This window comes from Streptomyces rectiverticillatus, from assembly GCF_013394065.1.
GTDB classification, from domain to species: domain Bacteria; phylum Actinomycetota; class Actinomycetes; order Streptomycetales; family Streptomycetaceae; genus Streptomyces; species Streptomyces rectiverticillatus.
The window spans coordinates 3,118,322-3,141,291 of record NZ_CP040752.1 but is presented as its reverse complement, the minus strand read 5'-3'; the positions used below and the strand labels follow the sequence as shown (position 1 = coordinate 3,141,291).

The 22,970-nt window shown below is 74.1% G+C and carries 14 protein-coding genes and 1 tRNA gene; 6 read left to right on the top strand and 9 right to left on the bottom strand.

Annotated elements, in window-relative coordinates; all coding sequences use genetic code 11:
* Window positions 1–45 precede the first annotated feature (45 nt).
* Both FGW37_RS13420 and FGW37_RS13415 read left to right on the top strand, forming a co-directional pair.
* A complete protein-coding gene (locus FGW37_RS13420; RefSeq protein ID WP_343067098.1) occupies window positions 46–2,445 on the top strand; it encodes a D-alanyl-D-alanine carboxypeptidase family protein in 2,400 nt (799 codons plus the stop codon).
* A gap of 157 nt (window positions 2,446–2,602) precedes the next feature.
* Entirely contained in the window at window positions 2,603–4,462 is a 1,860-nt protein-coding gene (locus FGW37_RS13415) for an MFS transporter (RefSeq protein ID WP_179081286.1), read from the top strand.
* 59 nt (window positions 4,463–4,521) lie between these two features.
* Here FGW37_RS13415 and FGW37_RS13410 read toward each other — a convergent pair whose 3' ends face one another.
* The 4 genes from FGW37_RS13410 to FGW37_RS13395 all read right to left on the bottom strand — a co-directional run bounded on the left by FGW37_RS13410 (window position 4,522) and on the right by FGW37_RS13395 (window position 13,209).
* Complete coding sequence (locus FGW37_RS13410; RefSeq protein ID WP_179081285.1) at window positions 4,522–6,813, bottom strand: ABC transporter substrate-binding protein; 2,292 nt, start codon at window positions 6,811–6,813, stop codon at window positions 4,522–4,524.
* Window positions 6,810–8,495 carry a VWA domain-containing protein gene (locus FGW37_RS13405; RefSeq protein WP_179081284.1) on the bottom strand — a complete coding sequence of 562 codons (1,686 nt, stop codon included), beginning with the start codon at window positions 8,493–8,495 and terminating at the stop codon, window positions 6,810–6,812. The genes FGW37_RS13410 and FGW37_RS13405 overlap by 4 nt, the downstream gene beginning before the upstream one ends.
* Before the next feature lie 128 nt (window positions 8,496–8,623).
* Window positions 8,624–10,978, bottom strand: a complete 2,355-nt coding sequence (locus tag FGW37_RS13400) for a serine/threonine-protein kinase (RefSeq protein WP_179081283.1) — start codon at window positions 10,976–10,978, stop codon at window positions 8,624–8,626.
* A 77-nt stretch (window positions 10,979–11,055) separates the two neighbouring features.
* Window positions 11,056–13,209, bottom strand: coding sequence for a S1 family peptidase (locus tag FGW37_RS13395; RefSeq protein ID WP_179081282.1), 2,154 nt, complete (start codon window positions 13,207–13,209; stop codon window positions 11,056–11,058).
* 335 nt (window positions 13,210–13,544) lie between these two features.
* Between FGW37_RS13395 and FGW37_RS13390 the strand changes: the two genes are divergently transcribed.
* Window positions 13,545–14,174, top strand: a complete 630-nt coding sequence (locus FGW37_RS13390) for a hypothetical protein (RefSeq protein WP_179081281.1) — start codon at window positions 13,545–13,547, stop codon at window positions 14,172–14,174.
* A gap of 273 nt (window positions 14,175–14,447) precedes the next feature.
* Window positions 14,448–15,101 (top strand): class F sortase, encoded by a 654-nt coding sequence (locus tag FGW37_RS13385; RefSeq protein WP_179084680.1) that lies wholly within the window; start codon window positions 14,448–14,450, stop codon window positions 15,099–15,101.
* Between the two features lie 76 nt (window positions 15,102–15,177).
* Here the strand turns inward: FGW37_RS13385 and recQ are convergent, their stop codons facing one another.
* Entirely contained in the window at window positions 15,178–17,091 is a 1,914-nt protein-coding gene (recQ, locus tag FGW37_RS13380; RefSeq protein ID WP_179081280.1) for a DNA helicase RecQ, read from the bottom strand.
* Window positions 17,092–17,221: 130 nt separating this feature from the next.
* The gene (locus FGW37_RS13375; RefSeq protein WP_179081279.1) at window positions 17,222–19,381 is read right to left on the bottom strand and encodes a restriction endonuclease; all 2,160 of its coding nucleotides are present in this window, start codon (window positions 19,379–19,381) and stop codon (window positions 17,222–17,224) included.
* A gap of 337 nt (window positions 19,382–19,718) precedes the next feature.
* Between FGW37_RS13375 and FGW37_RS13370 the strand changes: the two genes are divergently transcribed.
* Together FGW37_RS13370 and FGW37_RS13365 are read left to right on the top strand one after the other, a co-directional pair.
* Window positions 19,719–20,939, top strand: coding sequence for a cytochrome P450 (locus FGW37_RS13370; protein WP_179081278.1), 1,221 nt, complete (start codon window positions 19,719–19,721; stop codon window positions 20,937–20,939).
* Window positions 20,940–20,970: 31 nt separating this feature from the next.
* Window positions 20,971–22,284 carry a cytochrome P450 gene (locus FGW37_RS13365; protein ID WP_179081277.1) on the top strand — a complete coding sequence of 438 codons (1,314 nt, stop codon included), beginning with the start codon at window positions 20,971–20,973 and terminating at the stop codon, window positions 22,282–22,284.
* Window positions 22,285–22,346: 62 nt separating this feature from the next.
* On the opposite strand, the gene FGW37_RS13360 is transcribed toward FGW37_RS13365, so the two are convergent.
* The 3 genes from FGW37_RS13360 to FGW37_RS13350 all read right to left on the bottom strand — a co-directional run bounded on the left by FGW37_RS13360 (window position 22,347) and on the right by FGW37_RS13350 (window position 22,963).
* Window positions 22,347–22,419, bottom strand: a tRNA-Arg gene (locus tag FGW37_RS13360).
* Window positions 22,420–22,458: 39 nt separating this feature from the next.
* Window positions 22,459–22,812 carry a hypothetical protein gene (locus FGW37_RS13355; protein WP_425506526.1) on the bottom strand — a complete coding sequence of 118 codons (354 nt, stop codon included), beginning with the start codon at window positions 22,810–22,812 and terminating at the stop codon, window positions 22,459–22,461.
* A gap of 1 nt (window position 22,813) precedes the next feature.
* Window positions 22,814–22,963 (bottom strand): hypothetical protein, encoded by a 150-nt coding sequence (locus tag FGW37_RS13350; RefSeq protein ID WP_179081276.1) that lies wholly within the window; start codon window positions 22,961–22,963, stop codon window positions 22,814–22,816.
* Between the last annotated feature and the right edge of the window lie 7 nt (window positions 22,964–22,970).

The following is a 22,970-nucleotide window of genomic DNA, read 5'->3' as shown; positions in this document are numbered from 1 at the left end:
GAGAGCGCGGATGCCGCGGATGCCGCCGAAGGCGGCCGTGAAGAAGTGTCCCCGGCGTCCGGTGAGGCCGATGCGGATGCAAAGGCCGAGACCGCTGCGGAGGACTCGGCGAAGGCCGGGTCCGCCGCCGGGCCCTCCGCCGGGAGCCGCGCGGCGGCCGGCGGCGACGCCCGCCTGAAGGCCGCTGTGGCGGCGTGGGTGGCCGGTACGGACGAGGAAGAGACCGAAGAGGGATCCGAGGCCTCCGACGGCCCGGAGAAGGCCTCCAAGGCCCCTGCCGCGGACGAGGCCGGCGAGCCCGGCGCGAACGGTGCCCTCTCGGGCAAGGACAAGGACTCCGCGCCCGCCGACCGGGCGACGGCCGTTTTCCGTACGGTCCGGCCGAAGGCCGATGCCTCGTCGGGTGACGGCGATGGTGACGGCGACGGCGACGGCAAGGCGACGAACGCCGCCTCCGGCGATGCCCCGTCCGGCAAGGACAAGGACAAGGATTCCGCGCCCGCCGACCAGGCCACCGCCGTCTTCCGTACGGTCCGGCCGAAGGGTGACGGGTCGGCCGCGGGTGGCGACGGCAAGGCCTCCGAGGTTGCGAAGGGCGCCTCCGGCGAGGACAAGAACGCCTCCTCCGCGGGCCGGTCCGCGAACGGTGCCCCGTCCGGCAAGGACAAGGGCAAGAGCAAGGATTCCGCGCCCGCCGACCAGGCCACCGCCGTCTTCCGTACGGTCCGGCCCAAGGCCGACGAGGAGGCCCCGGCCGCCGACGGCAAGTCCCGCGGATCCGACGATCAGGCGACCGCCCTGCTCAAGGCCCCCGTCCTCGATGCGCCCGCCCGCAAGGACGGTGCCGCCAAGGACGGTGCCACCAAGGGCGAGGACTCCGACTCCGAGCGCACCAGCCAGTTCGTGCCGCTGAAGTCGCTCGACGGCGCCGCCGCCAAGCCGGCCACCCCGGCCACCCCGGCCAAGGTGCCCGCCAAGGACACCGCCAAGGCCGCCCCGGCCAAGGACGCCGCCAAGGCGCCCGCCAAGGTCCCGGCCCCCGCCTCCGCCAAGCCCGCCATCCCGGTCAGCGTCACCCCGCCCGCCCCCTCCGAGCGGACGAAGCAGCAGCCGCTGCCCCCGAAGCCGGGCGGCGGCCCCACCGTGCCCCCGGCGGCGGGGCAGCCCGCGGCGCCGCTGGACCTGCTGGCGCAGCTGACGAACACGCCTCCGCCTCCGGAGACGCCCGTCCGCACGGTCCTGCGCCGGGTGAAGATCTGGACGCCGCTGGTCGTGCTGCTGGCGATCATCTTCTGCGTGGTGCAGGCGTTCCGCCCGCTGCCGGAGCCGACGCTGGTGCTCACGGCGAAGAAGGCGTTCAAGTTCGAGGGCGACAAGGCGCAGATGACGTGGCCGGCGACCGGCCAGGCGTACGTCGAGGTGGACGGCCTCGGCGCGCTGGGCGAGTCCGGCGAGGAGAAGCCCGTCCCGATCGCGAGCGTCACCAAGGTGATGACCGCGTACATCACCCTTCGCGACCACCCGATGAAGAAGGGGGACAAGAAGGGCGCGCTGATGACCGTCGACGCCAAGGCGGTGAGCGACTACCAGAAGGGCAAGCCCGAGGGCGAGTCCCTGGTCCGGGTGACCGAGGGCCAGAAGCTCTCGGAGTACGAGGCGCTGGAAGCGCTGATGCTGCCGTCGGCGAACAACATCGCCAAGCTGCTGGCCCGCTGGGACGCCGGTTCCGAGGAGGCGTTCGTCAAGAAGATGAACGACACCGCCAAGGACCTGGGCATGGTGAACACGACGTTCACCGACCCGAGCGGCTTCGACGCGACGACGAAGAGCACCGCGAAGGACCTGGTCAAGCTGGGTAAGAAGGCCATGGCGGACCCGGTCTTCAAGGAGATCTCGGGGCTGACGGAGTACATCGACAGCAACGGCGAGAAGCAGAAGAACTTCAACCCGATCGTTCCGCTGTACGGCACCGGCATCAAGACCGGCACGACCACCGCGGCCGGCGGCAACCTGCTCTTCGCCGCGGAGAAGAAGATCGGCGGCACCACGCAGCTGATCATCGGTGCGGTGCTGGCGCAGCACAAGACGCCGATCATCGACTCGGTGGTCGCGGCGACCAAGGACGCGATCGAGTCCGCGAAGAAGGCGCTCGAGGCGAAGACGGTCGTGAAGAAGGGCGACGTCGTGGGCGCCGTGGACGACGGCCTGGGCGGCCGCACCCCGGTCGTGGCGACCAAGGACGTCACGGCCGTCGGCTGGGCGGGCCTGTCCGTCGGCCTGGCGCTCAACGACGGCGGCCACAAGCTGCCGCACGCGGCGAAGTCCGGTGCCGAGGTCGGCATGCTGACCGTGGGCAGCGGCCCGGGCCAGGTCCGGGTGCCGGTGGCGCTGAAGGCGCCGCTGGCCGAGCCGGGCTTCGGCGCGAAGCTCACGCGCCTCGGCTGAGGTGCGCAGGGGGCGGCGGTCGCCGTCCCCGACGGGCCCTCGCGGCGTGCTAGCGTCGCGAGGGTTTGAGCACGGCCGCGCGCCGTGCCGCTACCCGCGGAACCCGGGCAGCGCGAAGATGGGGGAAGACCTCCGGGGGAAGACGGGGAGAACCGCAGTGACCACCGTGGACCCGGCACGGGCCGGTAAGCCGGACAAGCCGGGTGAGCAGGACAAACGCGTGTCCGCCTGCCCGGGAGCCCCGCAGCCCTCCGGCGGCGCAGGACTGCGCGGGCGTCTGACGCGCGCGGGCCGCGCGGCGGCCGGCCGCCCCGTCCTGACGACCCTGTGCGTGGCGGCGGCGCTGCACGTGCTGTGGGTGTACGTGTTCGCGAACAGCGGCGGCGACCTGGCCGCCCAGGACGCCTGGGCCGAGTTCGTGGGCCAGCACCCCGACTCGGCGTACAACCTCGCCTGGTACGGCGGCATGCACCCCGTCTCGTACAGCGTGATCTCGCCGTACCTGATGGCCAGCATCGGCGTCCGCACCACGATGATGATCGCGGGCACGCTCTCGGCGGGCCTGATCGCCCTGCTGCTCGTGCGCAGCAGGGTCGTGCGCCGGCCGCTCGTGCCGGCCTTGTACGGCACCTTCGCGCTGACCTGCAATGCGATATCCGGCCGGGTCACCTTCGGGCTCGGCACGATGTTCGGCCTGGCGGCCGTCGCCGTGATCTTCGCCTGGCCGATGCGCTGGCGCTCGGAGGGCAAGTACCGCTGGGGCCGGGCGGGGCTGGCCGCGCTGGCGGCTGCGCTGGCGACGGCGTCGAGCCCGGTGGCCGGCCTGTTCGTGGGCTTCGTCGCGGCCGCCCTGTGGCTGGGCAAGCGCCGCCCGGCGGCGTACGCGCTGGGTGTCTCCCCGGCCGTGGTGGTGGGTCTGTCGGCGTGGCTGTTCCCGTTCTCGGGCCACCAGCCGATGTCCTTCGTCTCGGCGATCCTGCCGCTGCTGAGCGGCGTCTTCGGGGTGCTGTTCGTCCCCAAGGAGTGGCGCACGGTCCGGACGGCCTCGGCGCTGTACGTCCTGGCCGTCCTGCTGGTCTGGCTCATCCCCTCCCAGATCGGCACCAACATCTCCCGGCTCGGCATGATCTTCGGCGGGACGGTGCTGCTCGCGGCCCTGCCGGAGCTGAAGGTGCCGCGCCCGGCGGAGCTGCTCAAGGGCGGCCTGCGCTGGACGGCGCTCATCCTCGCCCTGGTCACGGGCACGTCGTGGCAGCTCGCGGGCACCATCGGCGACATCATCCACACCACGCCCGCCGCGTCCTGGGCCCGCGAGCTCGCGCCCCTGGTGCACCGGCTGCAGCAGGCCGACGCGGCGCGGGGCCGGGTCGAGGTCGTGCCCGCCCGCAGCCACCGCGAGTCCTCGGCCCTCACCCCGTACGTCAACCTCGCCCGCGGCTGGAACCGGCAGGCCGACCGCGAGCGCAATCCGCTCTTCTACGAGCCCGGCCTGCTGACCTCCTCGAGCTACCGCGCCTGGCTCGACCGCTGGGCCGTGCACTACGTCGTGCTGCCCACCGACGAGCCGGACCCCGCGGCCGTCGACGAGGCCAAGCTCGTCGCCAAGGGCCAGCCCTACCTGCGCCAGGTGTGGTCCGACGCCAACTGGCGGCTGTACGAGGTCGAGGCGCCGACGCCGCTGGCCGACCCCCCGGCGGTCGTGAAGCGCACGGACGCGGAGGGCATCACGATCACCGTGGACAGGCCGGGCCCGGTCCTCATCCGCATCCCGCACTCGCCGTGGCTGGGCCTGGTCGACGAGAACGGCAAGGACGTCAAGCCCCCGAAGGCGGGGCCGCGCGGCGAGCCGGCGGTCAACGTCAACGGCTGCCTGTCCAAGGAGGTCCAGGAGGCCCGCGAGGACCGGCCGCAGGACGACTGGACGGTGCTGCACGCGCCGAAGCCGGGCACGTACCACATCGTGGCGCGCTACAAGCTGCCGCGCGGCACGGGCTGCCCGGACAGCCTGGTGAAGTAGCCCCGCCGACTGGTGAAGCGGCCCCGTCGGCTGGTGCAGCCCCGCCGGTCGCCTGCGGGTCACTCGCAGACGCGTGGCGGTGACCCGGCGGCCCGCGGCGGGGCCTTGAGGTCCTTCTGCACGCCGTCCAGGTAGTCCAGCACCTTCTGCTGCCTCTTCGGGCCGGGGTCGCTGAGGTAGTCCAGGACGCCGTGCTGGAAGGCGAAGCGCATCCGGAGCGGCATGACGTCCGAGGCGTCCAGGCACTTGGGCCGCTGCCGGTCCCGGAGGGCCTTGCCGATGGAGTCGTTGACGCGCTCGGAGGGGCCGGGCTGCGGTGCGCTCGCGGTGACGAAGAAGGGCCGGCCGGGATTGCCCGGGTCCTTCGCGGCCTTGCCCGCAGCCCCCTGCCGGCCGCCCGCGGCGGGGCCGGGCGGTGCCTCGGCCCACGCCCGCTGTCCCTGCGGGGAGGCCAGGAAGCGCATCAGGTCCCGGGCCGCCGCGCTCTTCCCGAAGAGCGTCGCGAAGTCCGCCGACACCTCGGAGGAGGCGGGCCGGAGAGCGATGCCGGGGAGCACCTCCCGCGTGGGCACGAAGGCCGCGCGGCGGGTGTAGTCGGAGTCGCGGATGAACGAGCCCTGGTGCTGCAGGGCGCACGGCGAGGAGAAGATGCTCTTCGCGAAGTCCTGGCTCAGGGCCGCCGTGGCCGGTCCACGGGCGAAGAGCCCCCCGAACGTCCGCCAGGCGTCGGCCACCGGCCCGCGCGACCACTCCAGCTCGCCCCGGGCCCACTGCTCGTAGACCTCCTTGCCGCTCTGCTGCAGCAGGATGTCCTCGATCCAGTCGGTGCCCGGCCAGCCGGACGTGGCGTCGCCGCCCATGCCCGCGCACCACTGGCCGCCGCGGGCCGCGAGCGTGGGCAGGTCCTGCCGGCGGGAGGGGTCGTACCAGACGACGCTCTTCAGATCGGCCTTGACCGCGATGGCGTAGACCTTGCCGCCGATCGTGGGGGCCCACAGCGGGCCGTACCCGTCCAGGGTGTCCCCGAGGACCGGGGCGAGCTCCCGCGGCGGGGTCTCCGAGCCGACGTACTCGCGCACTTCGCCGAGGCTCGGCAGGATCGCGACGTCCGGAGCGTTGCCCGCGTTCAGCCGGGAGAGCAGCACCTCGCGCAGGGCGGTGGTGCCCTGGTAGTCGACGTCGACGTGGTACTTCGCGGAGTACGCGTCGAGCACCTGGCGGAAGCGCGCCTCCTCGGTGTCCGTCCACGGGGCGAGGACGGTGATGCGCCCGTGGTGCTCGCCGCGCGCGTCGCCCGTGCCGATGGCGCAGAACAGCACCAGCCACAGGGCCAGGAGGACGGTCGCGGCCTCGAAGGAACGTATCCGCCGGCCGAGGCTCTGCGGGACCCGGGCGAAGCGGTACTCCTCGATGCGGGGCTGGAGGCCGAGGACGGTCAGGGCGGCGATGACGACGGCCGCCAGGAGGATCCAGGCGGGGACGGCGGTCAGCCAGTGGGTGTCCTGCATGTGGCCGCGCACCGTCTCCGGGACGCTGCCGGAGACGTCGCCGCCGCGGGCCGCGCCGTAGGCCCGGCCGAGGTCGCCCTGGAGCTGCAGGGCGGCGGTCAGGAGCAGCGGCACGAGCCCCGCCAGCAGCAGGGTGGCCCCCGCGAGGGGGCCGTTGAACCGGCGGCGGAAGCGGCGCCGGAGGAAGAGCTGAGTGTCGACGAGCAGCCAGGCCAGCGCGCACCACAGCAGGACCGCCACGCCCCAGGCGAGCTTCAGCAGCCAGCCGGTCGACGTCTGCGCCCTCAGCACCGCCGCCTGCCGGTCCTGGACGTCCGCGAGCCGGGCGATGACGCCGCTCTTCTTGCGGTTCAGCGTGCTGTCGGCGTAGTGCAGGTAGGCGTCGCGGAGCCTCTCGTCGGCCTGGCTGCGGGCGGCCTGCCCGACGAGGTAGTCGTACGAGGAGAGCTGGCCGGCCGCGGTGCTCAGGATGCTCTGGCCCGCAGAGCCCGCGACAGTGGTGGCGGAGGCCTTCTCCAGGCTCCTGAAGGCGGCGTTGAACTTCGCGCGGTAGTCCTCGCCGGTGCCCTCCGTGGCGGCCGCCGGGCTGCGCAGGGCGGCCTTCGCGGCCTTCAGCGAGTCCTGCAGGGCCTTCTGTGTCGCGGCGACGTGGCCCATCGCCGGTACGGTGCGGTCCGGCACCTGGGCGGCGTCCCGGCTCACTCCGTAGTACGCCGCCAGGAGGGCGCCGCAGGCGAGCACGGTCGCCACCAGCAGGGCGGCCGTCCGGCGTATCAGCCAGGGCCTGGTGTTCACAGGGGAGTTCGCGGGGTTGCTCGCGGCGGTCTTCGCGGGGGTGGTCATGCGGCCGGCTCCGGCGGCTCGTGCTCCGGCCGTTCGTGCTCCGGTCGCCGGTGCTGCTCCGGTGGCGCGGGCCTGTCCGCGAGGCCGTACCGGCACTGGGAGCAGACCTGTGCCGTGCCGGGGGAGACGCGCCCGCAGCGCGGGCACTGCACGTCGGGCCGGCCGGGTGCCCCGGGCCCGCCGGGCGTGCCGGAAGCGCGGGCGCCCGGTGCCGCAACCGGCGCCGCACCGGGCGCGTGCCGCTGCCCGGGCACGGGCCTCGGCGAGGCGGGCGGCCGGGGCGGCTCGGGCGGCTCGGGCGGCGAGGCCGCCCAGGACGCCTGCGTCTGCGTGCTGTGGTCGGAGCCCACCCAGGCCGCGTGGAGGTCGCCCGCGGCGATGGCGTCGCGCAGCCGGACCCGCCCTTCCCGGGCGTCGTCGACGTGCACCAGCCGCCGCAGCCGGCGCAGCATCTTCTCGTCGCCGAGGTCGTGGGCGAGCCGCACCGCCCGGCCCCACTCCTCCTCCGCGGTCGCGCGCCCGCCGCGCTCGTACGCCTCGCAGCCGGCGTTGACCGCGCGGCCCAGGTCGGCGTGGCCGGCGAAGTGGGCGACGCGCGGGTGGACGCGCGTGGACAGGGCGGCGTCGTCGGTCCAGTGGACGAGCAGAGGGAGGGGCCGGGGCACGGCGACGACGGCCTCGGCGGGGTGGCCGCCGACGGCGTCGGCCACCAGCGACAGGGACGCCAGCTGCATGTCCTCGCCCATCGGGTCGCCGGCGGGGTCGGCCGTGACGCACAGGTGGTAGTCGCGGGATTCGTCGCCCCAGGCCCCGGTCGGGAAGTCCCAGCTGCGCTCCCCGGACTGCACGGCTTCCGCGGTCAGGTCCAGCTCGGTGGGGAAGACCTGCTTGAAGAAGCGGAGCTCGCTGCCGACGCGCAGCCGGACGCGGATCCGTATGCCGGGCAGCGCCTTCGTCATGGCGCTGGTCATCATCGTGCGGAACTCCTCCTCCAGGTCGGAGTCGCGCTCGACCGCATCCGCCTTGCCGTGCAGCCGGGCGGCGATCGCCCGCAGTTCGGCGGCGGCCCACTGGTCACCGATGCCGCGCGCGTCGCAGGTGAACTTCCCGGCGCAGCCGGCCAGGACGCGCTCCAGCTCGTCGGGCCGGTCGTGCTCGTTCCTGCCGTCGGTCAGCAGGAGGGCGTGCCGGATGGGGTGGTCCTGCTCCGGGGCGGTGAGCAGGTCGCGGGCGCAGGCGAGCCAGGAGGCGATGGCCGTGCCGCCCGCGGCGACGAGGCCGTGGGCGGTGCGGGCGGCGTCGGCGCGGGTGTCGGGGCCGGCGACGGCCATCCGGCCGGTGGCCGGGTAGACGACGCGGGCCTTGTCGGTGCCTTCGACGAGGGCGAAGCGGGTGCCGTCGCGCAGGACGCCGATGGCGGCGGCCGCGGCCTTGCGGGCCGCCGAGATCTTCGTGCTGGGCCAGCTCATCGACCCCGAGCAGTCGATGACGACGACCTCGGCGGAGGAGGCGTGCGTGGTGAGCCCGCCCAGCCCGTGGCCCTCGACGGTGAGGACGGCGTGGGCCGGTACGGTGCCGGAGCCGGCCGGCAGGTGCTTGTTCTGCCCCAGCTGGGCGGTGAGGGCGGGCAGGGCCGCCGTCGGTGCGCGGTCCTGCGGGCCCGCACCGTCATCTCGGTTCATCGCGCATCCCGGTTCATCGCGTCGGTCCCTTGCCTCGGTCCATTCGTTCCCCCGTACCGGATGTGCCAGACGTGCCGGACGTGTCAGCCCTGCCGGCCCTGCCGACCGTGTCGGCTCTGCCGGTCGTGTCAGAAGCGGGTCTTGGGGCGGACGCGGTTCGCCAGGTCGACCAGGGCGGCCAGGCCCCCGGGCGTGGGCGCCTGCCGGGCCAGCCGGCGCAGCTTCGCCTCCAGCCGGGAGCGGAGGGCGAACTCCTCGTCGTCCGCGCCGAAGAGTGCGGCGCCCCCGCCCGGCTCGCCGGCCGCCGCCCCTGCCCGTACCCGCTGCAGGGCCACTTCGAGCGTCTCCGCCTCCAGCCGGTCGCGGGCCGGGCCGCCGGGGTGGCCCTCGTCCAGGTAGAGCCGGGGCAGGCGGTCCAGGGCCGCGGCCAGGTCGGCGCGGCCGGGCAGCCCGCGGGCGGGCAGCTCGCGGGTAGGGCCGGGGCGGAGGCGGCCGGAGAGGATGCGCACGCAGGCGATGCGGGCCGCGTCGTAGTGGCGGGAGACCTCCGGCAGGCCGCTGAGGAGCTCGACCGCGCCGGTGCGGTCGCCGGTGGCCAGCCGCAGCCGGGCGATCCCGAAGGCGGCGCTGCCCTGGGAGCGGTTGCGCTGCCACACGGCCTGGTAGTAGCGCTCGGCGGCCTCCGCGTCGCCGCGCTGCTCGGCGCAGTAGCCGAGGGCCAGCTTGGGGGCGTACTCGCCGGGCAGGTCGTGGTAGACGCGGTCGAACCGGGCTTCGGCGGCGGCCGGTTCGTGCCGGGCGAGGTGCAGCAGGCCCTCGTGCCAGGCGATCCGCCAGTCGTGGGGGACCAGATGCCCCAGGAGCTGCTTCGCCGTCGTCAGACGCTTCTCCGCGGCGTCGAGTTCGCCCAGTTCGAGGTGGGCGCGCAGCTGCCGCAAGCGGATCTCCACGGACTTGTGCCCGGAGGCGGAGGCGGACAGCTGCTGGATCAGGCGCCGCGGCCCGCTGGTGGTGGGCTGGCCGAGCAGGGCCGCGGCCGGGTCGGCGGGGTCGGGGTAGGGCACGGGCAGATGGCGCGGAACGTGGTCGGCCGGGGGCAGGCCGGGGTCGAGGAGCGGGCGCGGCTCGCCGGTCAGCCAGCGCTCCAGGGGAGGCACGCGCCCGAGCGAGGCGTCGAGGAGGGTGGCGGCGGGGGCGAAGAGGGTGGACGGCTCGGAGTGCTCGGTGCCGGTGCGCAGGGAGCGGATCTCGCGCAGGACGCCGCGCAGTTGCTCGGCCATCTCGCGGGCGGAGGCGAAGCGGTCGAGCGGGTCCTCCGTGGTGGCGCGCGAGACGGCCCGCCGGTAGGACTCGGCGCCCAGGCCCTCGGGTTGGCTGCCGGAGTCGTCGGAGAGGGCGCGCAGGGTCATGCCGAGGCTGAAGAGGTCCGACCGGACGGACAGCCCCCGGGCGCCGAGCCGGAGGACTTCGGGGGCGGTGAAGCCGCGGGCGCCCAGGACGACGCCGCTCTCGTCGCCCAGCTCGCGGGTGGCGCCGAGGTCGATGAGCTTGATCCGGTCCGCGTAGTGCATGACGTTGTTGGGCTTGAGGTCGCAGTAGACGTAGTTCTTGCGGTGCAGGCTCTCCAGGGCGTCGAGGATGCGGCAGCCGTACGACAGGACGTACTCGAAGATGCGGTCCTCGCCGAAGGGGCCCTCGCGGCGCGCGATGCGGTCGCGCACCTGGGAGAGGAGCATGCCGCGGACGAACTCCATGACGATGTAACGGGTGTGGCCGTCCCCGTCCCTGTCCCCACCCTCGTTGTCCGCGCCGGCGGCTTCGGGCTCCGGGTGGGTGACGAAGTTGATGATGCGGACGATGTCGGGGTGGTCGGAGCGGATGAGGTTGCGCCGCTCTTCGCCCATGTTGTGCAGCGCGATGGGATCGCGGGTGTTGATGAGGCCCTTGAGGGCCACGGGATTGCCTTCCAGCCGGATGTCGTGCGCGAGGTAGACCCAGCCGAGGCCACCGTTGGCCACGCAGCCCACCACGCGGTACTGCTCGCCGACCAGATCGCCGGGGGCCAGGCGCGGGGTGAAGTCGTAGGGGTGGCCGCACCGTTCGCAGAAACCCGTGGGCAGGGCCGGCTGCCCGGCGTACGGACGGCCGACGATCGCGGTGCACCCGTCGTGCCCGCAGGTCTTGCCGCCGGCCGGGACCCGGGGATCCGCGACGACCAGGGCCTCGGGGGAGGGGGTGGCGATGTAGGGCAGGTCGAGCAGGCCGTCCTCGGCGGGGCCCACGGTGAACAGCCGGTCGGTCTCGGCCCGCCTGCGGGTCCCGGCCGTGGGCGGGCTGTCCGGTACGGGCGGAACCTCGCGCCGGGCGCGGTGGCCGCGCGTGGAGCAGAAGCCCGTGGCTTCGATGCGGCCGTCGCAGCCGGGCCGGGGGCAGCGGTCCGGGGGCGGGGGAGGGGGAGGCGCGGGCGGCGCGGGAGGCTGCACGGGCGGTTCCCCCGGGGGACCGCCGGGCGGCTTCCCGGGTTTGCCCGGCGATTCGCCGAGCGGTTTGCCAGGGATGGTCATCCGGGGTCGCCCCCTCGCGGACGGTGGGTGTGGTGCCGTACGGCCTCGGCGAAGCGCTCCACGGCGCGCTCGGCCTCGGCGAGCTCGCAGGGCGCCTGGTAGAGGAGATTGTGGGCGGTGCGGTAGAGGGGCCCGGCGGCCCGCTCCTCCTCCAGGCTGCGGGCGGCGAGCAGCGCGAAGAAGGCCTCCAGCCGGCCGCGCAGCTCGTTGCGCCGGGCGATCCGGGCCTCGGCCAGGCCGATCGCCTCCTCTATCCGCAGCAGCCCGGACTCCACGGTCCGCTCGAAGGCGGCGAGGTCGGCCAGGAAGCGCTCGCCGCCGGGCTCCGGGTGGCGGCGCAGCGCGGTGAGGTCCAGCCGGAGGGCGGCCGCGTGCTGCGGCACGGGGCGCACCGGGGCGATGAGGGCGGCCTTCTCGAAGGCGGTGCGCTCGCGGCGCGCGATGTGGTCGATGCCCTCGCGCACCCGGTCGAGGCGTGCGGCGATGTCGTCCTTGGCGGGGTCAGCCATCCTCAGGGCCAGCTCCAGGCTCTGCGATTCGGGGTTGCGGAAGACGAGGAGCAGCCGGGCGCCCCGGGCGGCGAGGAGCCCGGTGAACTCGACCAGTGCCAGGGGGTCGGCCGCGTAGTCGACGCCTTCCGCGACGATCGTCAGCGGGACGCTCCGCGCCGCGCCCAGGCGGCCGACCGGCGACTGCTCCTCCTCGTCCTCCTCGTCGGCGGTGGCGGCGGCGGTGGCGGTGGTGGCGCGCAGCCCGAGCCGGTCGGCGATGCGCTCGGCGACCCTGGCGACGGTCTCCCCGGAGACGTCCAGGGCGAGGTCGACGCTGCCGAGGGGCGGCAGGACGTCGTCCTCCGTCTCGTACGCGGGCGGAGGGCGGCGCGAGGTGCCGTTGGCGCCGGGCCGGGGGCCGGGGCCGGGGCGGGGGTCGGGCGGGGTGCCGGGCGGCGGGGCGTTGCGGGGCGCGGGGGGCCGTATGCCGGCGGGCCGGTGCCCGGTGGCTCGGTGCCCGGCGGGCCGGCTTCCCACGGGCTCGCTTCCGGCGGGCCGGGTTCCGGCGGACTGGCTTCCAGTGGGTCGGGGGGCGGGTGCGTCCGGTGGCGTGGCCTGGTGCGGTGGTGGCTGCGTCGGCTGTGCTTGCTGCGTCAGCTGTGCCGGCTGTTTGCACAGCTGCTTCCGGTCCTGGTGGAACGTGCCGGGGCCGCCGGGTAACGCGCCGGGCCCGTCAGGCCCGTCGGTGCCGTCGGCCGGGGCCGGGCCGTCCGCGGGGAGTTCGCGGTCGGCGAGGGCGACCGCTCTGCTGAGCGTCGCCGAGCGGACCGCCTCGCCCTTCTTGATGACGATCGCCTCCACCCGCCGTGTGCCCTCCGCGGCGGCGAACCAGCGGGCGAGCCAGCGGGCGAAGTCGCGGTCCCGGGCCGCGCTCCGCGGCACCGAGGGCAGGCCGTTGCCCCGCTCGCCGCTCACGTAGCGGGCGATGGCCGGCAGGTGCCGGACGACGGTCTCGATGGGGATCATGTACGACAGATGCAGCCGCTGATCGGCGGGCGCGGCCGAGGAGCGGTCGTCGTAGCGGCTGACGACCATGCCGAGGACGCGGTGGGTCTCCGCGTCCGTCACGGCGGCCCCGCTGAAGCCGGGGCGCACCGTCTCCTCGGGCGTCACGGGGAACATCTGCACCCACTCGCCGCGCGGCCCCGACGGCCCGGCGAGCGTGGCCCGGAACCACACGCCGTCCTTGAGCTCCCTGGTCCCGGGGAAGCCGCACATCCACACCGTCCGGCCGCGCGTGGGCGCGACGCGGTGCAGCGGGGCGGCGTGGCGGACGTCCTGCGGCTCGTCGAGGGTGAGGAGGGCGACGTCGCCCCGGGAGTCCTCCAGCTCGGGCACCCAGCAGCCGTCGGCCACGCGGGCCGTCACGGGGCGTGCGCCGGGCACCCCGACCAGCTCGACCAGGACGTCACCGGTGGGGGCGGTGGGGAAGGCGGGGTCACGGGGGCCGGAGGGAATGACGTGGGCGCAGGTGAGAACCGCATCGGCGGCCAGCAGGATGCCGGCACCCAGGACGTCCCCGCCGGACGTGGAAATGCGGACCCGCCAATTCTCGCCGCGCATCTCGGTGTTGACGGGGCCCTCGGTCTCCTCCCCCATGGGCGCAGAGCATACGCGCGCCCCCGGCGGAAGTGCCCCCTCCGACTGTGGGGTCACCGTTCCGTGTGATTCACGGCGGGTGCCGTGCGCCCCGCGGTTCACCCATTTGCCGCGCCCGGGGGACGCCCCTCCGGTTACCGTATGGTCACCGTCGGTGACCTGCTCTTACGTCCGCCGGCCGGGGTCGGAGGGCCGTTCCGGGCCGGTGATTCTGATGTGACGTCAGGGTGCGGGAGGGGCCGGATCCCGGTTCGCTCGGCTCTGAGGAGCGCGGACCCCCCACTCCTTTCGGTGGCACATCGAAGTGCCGCGGCCGCGCTCACGGAGGAACAAGCATGCGTAACTCACGAGTGCTCACCGGGACCGCCCTGTCCATAGCCGCCCTCGGGCTGGCGAGCGCTCCCGCGCTCGCCGGGGACTTCGGCAAGCTGGAGGTCGGCCCGAACCCCGCGAAGCCCGGCGCCGAGGTCACGGTGAACACCACCGCCTGCGGCGCCAACGGCTCGGGCACGGGCGACGCCAGCGCCGTCGGCGGCCCGGCCTCGTTCCAGCTCAAGCCGGGCACGAACAAGGAGTCCGTCGTCGGCACCTTCAAGGTCCCGAACAATGCGAAGGCCGGCACGTACGGCGTCGGCGTCAAGTGCCACAGCGGCAAGGAGGCCACGGGCGACCTGGTCGTCTCCACCGGCTCGGGCCCGGGCTCGCGCTCGGCTTCCGGTTCCGGTTCCGGTTCGGATTCGAGCGCGAGCCCCGGTACGGGCAGCGGTTCCGGTTCCGGTACGGGCTCCGGGTCCGCCACGACCCCCGCCAAGCCCCCGAAGGGCGGCATGAAGACCGGTGTCGGCTCCACCAGCGACGACTCCGGCATGACCGAGCTCATGGCGGGTGCGGCCGTGCTGGCCACCGCGGCGGTGGGCGGCACCTGGTACCTGCGGCGCCGTGGCAGCAGCGGCAACCGGGTCTGACGCGCCCCCGGCCGGCTCCGTTCCCTGGTCCCCGAACGCGCGCGCGTCCGGGGACCAGGGGCGCGGTGGAGGAGAACGATGTCCCAGTCGCAGAACGCAGGCGAACGGGCCGTCCGCAGGGCGCACGGTTCCCGCAAGCCGCGGAACTCGCGGCGGATGCGCCGGAACCCGAACAGGCGGGCCGCGGCGGTCACGGTGGCCCAGGCGTCCCCGCTCTCCGCCGGGCCCTCCACGGCCCTCCCGCCCGGCCCCCGCCGCCCCCCGCTGTCCTTGCTGCAGGCGCGCCGGTCCCGGCGCAAGGCCGTCGCCGCCGCGTGCATCGCCGTCGCCCTGTGCTTCGGGAGCTGGCTGATCCAGCGCGGTGCCGACATCCAGGACCCGCCCCCGGTGCCCTCCGCGGCCGAGGCCTTCCCGGCCGCCGGGCCGCCCGTGGGGCCGGTGCGCGGCGAGCGCGCGGTGCCGCCGCTGCCGGCCGCCGTGCCCACGCGGGTCCGGATCCCGGCGATCGACGTGGACGCGCCGCTGCAGCCGCTGGGCCTGCTGCAGGACGGCAGCCTCTCCAGCCCGCGGGACGACGAGAGCAACCTCGCCGGCTGGTACGCGGACGGGGCGGCGCCCGGCGCGAACGGCACCGCCGTCGTCGCCGGGCACGTCGACACCGCCACCGGGCCGGCCGTCTTCTACAACCTCGGCGCCCTGAAGAAGGGGTACCGGGTGGAGGTGGCGCGCGCGGACGGCCGGACGGTGCTGTTCACCATCGACGCGATCGAGGTGTACAGCCGGACGGACTTCCCGTCGCAGAAGGTGTACGGGCCGTCGAAGCGCGCTGAGCTGCGGGTGATCACCTGTGGCGGGGGGTTCTCCGAGGAGAGCCACGCCTATCTGGGCAACGTGGTCGTCTACGCCCACCTCACCGGGGTGAGGTGAGAGCACGCGGCCGGCTGCTCACGGCCGCGGTCCCGGCCCCGGCCTCGCCACCGGCCTTGGCCCGGCCCCGGCCCGCTCACGCCTCTTCCCGCATCTCCGCGAGCAGCTCCAGGATCCGCTCGCCGTGCTTCGCCAGCTTGCTCTCGCCCACGCCGCTCACCCCGGACAGCGCTTCGAGGGAGGCGGGTGCGGCCGTCGCGATCTCCCGCAGCGTCGCGTCGTGGAAGATCACGTAGGCGGGGACGCCCTGCTCCTTCGCCGTGGCCGCGCGCCAGGCCCGCAGCGCCTCGAAGACCGGGACCGCCTCGGCGGGCAGGTCGGCGGGCGCGGCCCGCTTGCCGGAGCCCGAGCCGGAACCGCCCGACTTCGCCGAGACCCGCGCCGGGCGCTCCGGCTCGCTGCGCAGCCGCACCTCGCGCCGGCCGCCGAGCACCTCGCCGCTGGCCTCCGTGAGGACGAGCGTGCCGTAGTCACCCTCGACGGCGAGCAGCCCCTGCGCCAGCAGCTGCCGCACCACGCCCCGCCACTGCGCGACGCTCAGCTCGGTGCCGATGCCGAAGACGGTGAGGCCGTCGTGGTCGTGCTGGATGACCTTCGCGGTCTTCTTGCCGAGCAGGATGTCGATGATCTGGCCCGCGCCGAACTTCTGCCGCCGCTCCCGCGCCAGCCGGTAGACCGCGGAGAGGAACTTCTGGGCGGCGACGGTGCCGTCCCAGGTCTCGGCGGGCGTGAGGCAGGTGTCGCAGTTGCCGCAGGGGCCGCTCTCCTGCCCGAAGTACGCCAGCAGCCGCACCCGGCGGCACTCGACGGTCTCGCACAGGGCCAGCATCGCGTCGAGGTGGGCGGCCAGCCGGCGGCGGTGGGCTTCGTCCCCCTCGGAGCCGTCGATCATCTTGCGCTGCTGGACGACGTCCTGCAGGCCGTAGGCGAGCCAGGCCGTGGACGGCAGGCCGTCGCGCCCGGCGCGGCCCGTCTCCTGGTAGTACCCCTCGACGGACTTGGGCAGGTCGAGGTGGGCGACGAAGCGGACGTCGGGCTTGTCGATGCCCATGCCGAAGGCGATCGTGGCCACCACGACGACCCCGTCCTCGCGCAGGAACCGCGCCTGGTTGGCGGCGCGGGTGCCCGCGTCGAGCCCGGCGTGGTACGGCAGGGCGTCGATGCCGTGCTGCACCAGGAAGTGCGCCGTGTCCTCCACACTCTTGCGGGAGAGGCAGTAGACGACGCCCGCTTCCCCGGCGTGCTCGGTGCGCAGGAGCTCCAGCAGCTGCTTCTTCGGGTCGTTCTTCGGCGCGATGCGGTACTGGATGTTGGGCCGGTCGAAGCTCGCGACGAAGTGGCGGGCGTCCTGCAGCTTCAGCCGGGACGCGATCTCGGTGTGGGTGGCCTGCGTGGCCGTCGCGGTCAGGGCGATGCGCGGCACATCCGGCCAGCGCTCGTGCAGCGCGGACAGGGCCAGGTAATCCGGCCGGAAGTCGTGGCCCCACTGGGCCACGCAGTGCGCCTCGTCGATGGCGAAGAGGGAGATCTTGCCGCGGTCGAGCAGCCGCAGCGTGCTCTCCACGCGCAGCCGCTCCGGCGCGAGATAGAGCAGGTCGAGCTCGCCGGCGAGGAACTCGGCCTCGACCATCCGCCGCTCGTCCCCGTCCTGCGTGGAATTGAGGAAGCCCGCGCGCACGCCGAGGGCGCGCAGCGCATCCACCTGGTCCTGCATGAGGGCGATGAGCGGGGAGACGACGACACCGACACCGGGCCGGACCAGGGCCGGGATCTGATAGCACAGCGACTTGCCGCCGCCGGTGGGCATCAGGACGAGCGCGTCGCCGCCGGCGACGACGTGCTCGATGATCGCCTCCTGATCGCCCCGGAAGGCGTCGTATCCAAAGACGCGCCGCAAGCAGCCCAGAGCCTCACTGCCCGCAGCGTCGGGTGTGGGGGAGGGGGAAGGGACGGGGTCAGCGGGGCGGGCGGTCTCGGTGAGGTCGGCCATGCGGAAAGTCTAGGGCGGTCCGCCGACACGAACGGGGGCCTGTGGATAACTCACGGGGCCGGGGAGACGGCCCGGGGAGACGGGCCCGGGGACCGCGATCTACGCGACCCCCGGTCTACGCCACCGCGATCTACGCGACCTCGATCCCGTACTCCTCCAGCAGCTCCTCCAGCCCGCCCCGGTACCCCTGCCCGCCGAGGACGAAGTCCCAGTCGCCGTTCGCGCGCCGCCGGAAGGAGCCGAGGACGAGCGCGGTCTCGCCCGCCCGGCCGTCGGAGACCTCCAGCTGCCCCAGCTCGGCGCCAGCGCCGTCCGCCAGCCGTATCCGGGCGTCGGTGAACCCCGCCAGGTCGGCGTCCGGGTTGACGGCCGGGTCGACGGCCGCGACGAGCACGAGCCGGTCGGCGTCCGCCGGGAGCGCTTCGAAGGCGACGCGGACGGCGGCCTTGTCCTCGCGGGGCGGCGGCACGGCGCGCACGGCCCCGTCGGGGGTCGCGGGGTTGTTGAAGAAGACGAAGTGGTCGTCGCTGAGCACGCGCGTGCCTCGGCAGACGAGGGCGCACACGTCGAGGGCGACGGCGCCGGACCAGGACATGCCGAGGACGTTGTGGTCACCGGGAGAGCCGTGATCTCCGCCATCTCCGTGATCTCCGTGATCTCCGTGATCTCCGAGAGTGCCGGGTGCGCCGGGCGCGCCGCCGTCCGGCGCGGCCGCCGGGGGAGCGGGCTGCCGGCCGCCCTGCGTCCCGCTGCCGCCGCCGAGCCGCCCCCGCAGCCCGTGCCGTTGCAGCAGCCCCACCAGCTCCTCGCCCGGGACGAGCGTCAGGGGCTTGCCGTTGGCGAAGGCGTACGACCCGGGGCCGAAGCCGGACGTGGTGACCAGCACGCCCTTGTTGGCGCCGGCGCCCTGCACCGTGCCGTACAGGTCCCGGACGGCCGTCGGCGGGACCGTCTTGCGGTACCGCTTCACCTGCACGATGATCCGGCCGCCGCTGATCGGGTCCGGGTCCAGTGCCTCGACGTCCACGCCGCCGTCGTTGGACCGGGTCGTCATCACGGCCTGCATGCCCCGGGCGCGGAAGAGCTGGGCGACCAGCGCCTCGAACGCGACCGGGTCCATCTCGTAGAGATCGGGGTCGTCGCCGCCCCCGTGGGAGACGACGCCGCGCCCGACGTCGGCGGGCATCCGGCCCGGGCGTACGGCGGCGAGCTGGTCGGGCCGGGCGGACAGCTGCCCGCCGAGCCCGTCGGTGAGGCAGTCCACCGCGCTGACCTGCTCCAGGTGCAGCCCGGCGAAGACGGAGCGGGAGACGGTGGCCGAGGCCAGGACGATCTGCGCACGGCGACCCGTGGCCGGGTCGTGGTCGTCGACGAAGCCGTTGACGACGACGGACTCCAGCGCCCCGGACCCGTCCGCCGCGAACAGGTCGCGCAGCACCAGCAGGAGGCACTGGGCCAGCACGTCCCGGTAGACGGCCCGGCGCTGCGCCGCGGGCCGCGCCGTCTCCTTCTCCTGGTCGGCGGTCGGCATGTACCGCACGGCCTTCGCCTCCGGCACGATGTCGTAACCCGGCAGCTCCCACATCAGCACCAGCTGCCGGGCGGCCGGGTCGTAGGCGGCCGACACCTGGTGCGGGAACTCGTCGGGCCACGCGGAGGAGGCGTAGAGGGCGGCCGAGAAGTAGTCGACGACGGCGTCGGTGTCACCGGCGCGCAGCGCCGCGACCATCTCCTCCACGCCCGCGTTGTGCTCCCGGATCTCGGCGAGCTGCCCTGCGGCCCACTGCTCGTACTGCCGCCTGTACGCCGCCAGCTGCTGCAGGCGCGTGCCCTCGGCGGCCTGCGCGGCCCGCAGGTCGTGGTCGTACTGCTCGCGGCCGTGCCCCGCGCCGAAGCCCCAGCCGCCCTGGGCCCGGTACAAGCCGGGGTCCGGCATGGGGACGGGCTGCCCGAGGTGCCCCGGGTTGAACGGCTCCACGGTCTCGGGGCGGCGCAGCGCGGCGGTGGAGAAGGCCGGCACCTGGCACCCCGTCACCAGCAGCCCCGTCAGCTCCGCGACGCGCGCTTCGATCTCCTCCGTGCGCCGCCGGGCCTCGGCCTCGCGCCGCTGCCGGTAGGCGGCCCGCTGTTCCCGGTCGGCCCGCGCGGCCTCCCGCGCCGCCGCCCGCTCCCGCCGCTCCTGCTCCCTCTGGAACTGCACCCGTTCCCGGTGCTCGGCCTCCCGCAGGCGATGTTGCTGGCGCTGCGTTTCGGCCCAGATCCCTATCAGTCCACTGGAGCGACGACTCATGCGGATACATGCCCTCCCCCCGGGACACCCGGCGTCCCGGAACCACGTGCACTGGCCCCGACAACCAGTGGTCAAGTCGACTTTAGCCGCCTGACGGACAATCCGATCAGCTGCAAGTCGTACGAGGGGGGCGGGGGGAAGGGGGGACGAATGGGTTGGTCGAGGGGTGGCCGAGAGTGGCCGGGGCCGGCCGCCTTGTAAGCCGTACGGGTGATTTTCCCGGCGAGGCCCGTTGCCGGTGCGGCTTTGCGGGGAGCTTGTCCTGGAAGGGCCGCGTACAGACGTCCGGTTCGTGAGCAACGGTTCGTAAGTGACAGGGGTGGGCGGGAGGGCACTGATGGTGACGACGACAGCATCCGACTCGGATCAGTACCCGGTGCGCTTCTGGGCCGTGGACGATCTCCGCGGGCTCGATTTCGACCCGTTCATGGCCGAGCGGCTCCGGGATGAGCCCATCGCCCGGGTCAAGCTTCCCCACGGCGAGGGGCACGCCTGGCTCGTGACGCGCTACGAGGACGTCAAGTTCGTCACGTCCGACCCGCGGTTCAGCCGGCAGGCCGTGCTCGGCCGCCCGATCACCCGGCTCGCCCCCCACTTCATCCCGCTCGACGAGGCGGTGGGCTTCGCCGATCCGCCCGAGCACACCCGCCTGCGCAAGGCCGTGGCGCGCTCCTTCACACCCGCCAGCCTCGAACGGCTCCGGCCCCGCGCCGAGCGCGTCGCCGGTGAACTCCTCGACGCCATGGAGCGCGAGGGGCCCCCGGCGGACCTGATGGCGCACCTGAACGGCCCGCTGCCCCTCGCCGTCATCAGCGACCTGATGGGCGTCCCCGAGGCCGATCAGCCGCGCATGGCGCGCTGGACGGAGGTCCTGCTGTCCGCGGGCCACGGGCGGGAGGCCAGCGAACGGGCCAAGGCGGAGATGGCGGCCTATTTCGTGGAGATGCTGGCGCGCAAGGGCGCGGAGCCGGGCCCCGACCTCGCCAGTGAGCTGGCCGCCGCCGTCGCGCAGGGCGACCTCAGCACGGAGGAAGCCGTCGCCATCGCCCTGCTCATCCAGGCCAGCGCCGCCCACGCCGTGCGCAACAACAGCAGCAACATGGTCTACGCCCTGCTCACCCACCCCCACCACCTGGAGCGGCTGCGCCGTGAGCCGGAGCTGCTCCCGCAGGCCATCGAGGAGTTGCTGCGCTACATCCCGCACCGCAACGCCGTCGGCATCGCCCGCATCGCCACGGAGGACGTGGAAGTGAGGGGCGTCCTGATCCGGGCCGGTGAAGTGGTGCACTCCTCGTACCTCACGGCCAACCGCGACCCCTCCGTCTTCGACCACCCGGACGAGATCGACTTCGACCGGGAGCACAATCCGCACCTGTCCTTCGGGCACGGACCGCACTTCTGCCTGGGCTCGATGCTCGCCCGCCTGGAATCCGAGATCATCCTCTCCGGCCTGATCGCACGCTTCCCGGACCTGCGCCTCGCGGAGCCGGTGGAGAAGATCCGGTGGCAGCGGAGCGCGCTCATCCGGGGGCCGGAGCACCTGCCCGTCGCGTGGTGAGAGCGATGCCCGGCGAGCGAGGAAGGGCCCGATGGCCGAACCGCTGACGAATCCGCCGCCCGATGCGCTGCGCGATGCGACGTCCGGCCCGGGCTCCGCAGGGGCAGATCCCGTGGCCGTGGCCGGGGAGTCCTGCCCGGCCTTCCGTAAGCCGGGCGAGACGGTTCACGACTGGCCGGTGGACCACCTCCCCGGCCTGGAGTTCGACCCGCTCATGCACCGCCTGCTGCGCGAGGAGCCGATCGCCCGGATCCGGCTGCGGTTCGGCGAGGGCGACGCCTGGCTGGCCACCCGGTACGAGGACGTCAAGACGGTCGCGGCCGACCCCAGGATGAGCCGCGCCCTCACCGTCGACCGGCCGGTCACCAGCATGACGCCGCACGTCGTCGCCCCGGCCGGCGGCGTCGGCCGCACCGACCCGCCCGACCACACCCGGATCCGCCGGCACGTGGCCCTCACCTTCGGCCGCAAGCGCGTCGCCGTCCTGCGCCCCCGCGCCGAGGAGCTCGCCGGTCAGATGCTCTCCCGCATGGCCGAGCACGGCTCCCCGGCCGACCTGACCGAGTGGCTCACCGACCCCCTGCCCGCCCAGCTCATCGGCGAGCTCCTCGGTGTCCCGCCCCACGACCTCGGCCGGCTGCAGAACTGGCGCAGCGTCATCCTCTCCAGCAACCACTCCGAGCAGGAGAGCAACGCCGTCAAGGGCGAGATCGCGGGCTACTTCAAGGCCATGGCCGCACACCGCCGCGAGCACCCCGGCGACGATCTGTTCAGCGCCCTGGTCGAGGCCCAGAAAGAGGGCGGCCTCAGCATGCCGGAGCTGATCTCGCTCGCGGTGATGCTCGTCCTCAACGGCATGGACGCGGTCCGCAACCAGGTGTCCAACATGGTGTACGCGCTGCTCACCCACCCCGAGCAGCTGGCCCGCCTGCGCGCGGAACCGGCCCTGCTCCCGCAGGCGGTGGAGGAGCTCCTGCGCTACATCCCGCACCGCAACGGCGTCGGCCTGCCCCGCGTCGCCACCGAGGACCTGCAGGTAGGCGAGGCGGTGATCCGCAGCGGTGACGTCGTCTACGTCTCCTACCTCGCCGCCAACCGCGACCCGTCGGTCTTCCGCGACCCGGACCGCCTCGACCTCACCCGCGACGACGCCCCCAACCTGTCCTTCGGCCACGGCCCGCACTACTGCGTCGGCGCCCTGATCACCAGGATGGAGGCGGAGGTCATGCTCGCCGCCCTCCTCAACCGCTTCCCGAACCTGAGCCTCGCCGTCCCCGAAAGCGAAATGCGCTGGCGCCGCGGCTCCATCAACCGCGGCCCGGAGTCCCTCCCGGTCACCTGGTGAACGTCGTCCGGGGAACGCAGAAGCCCTCCCGTCCGGAAGGACGGGAGGGCTTTCTGTCCGTGTGCCCCCGGGCAGATTCGAACTGCCGACACCTGCTTTAGGAGAGCAGTGCTCTATCCCCTGAGCTACGGAGGCAAGGTAGCCGCCAGTGTAGCGGGTGGCGGCGGGCGGGGGTCAGGGGCCGAAGCTCCAGGACAGGGTGTGGTCCGAGGTGGCCAGGGCCGCCAGGACGATCAGGTCGGCGGCGCCCAGGGCCAGGCCCAGGGCGGCGCGGCCGCGGCGGTTCGTGCCGCGGAGGAGGGCGAGGCCGGCCAGGGTCAGGGCCAGGGGGCCCAGGACGATGTTGAAGATCAGGAGACCCACCAGGCCCAGGACGAAGGAGGCGACCGCCATGCCGTCGGCCTCCCTGCGGGAGGGAGTCGTCTCCGGCTGCGGCTGTCGCTGCGGTTGAGACTGCGGCCGTGCCTGCTCCGTCGTGGGTCGCTGTGCTGCGCGCTTCGTCAGGGTCGTCGTCGGAGTCGTCGGCATCTCAGTGCTCCCTCCTGCGCTCGCGGATCGCGAAGACCAGCAGCCACAGGGCGATCGCCGTCGCCGCCGGGATGGTCACGGGGAGTGCGAGATGGGCGGCGGCGCCCACGAGGACTCCCAGGAGGAGCACGGCCGCCACTAGGAAGATCATGTCCTTC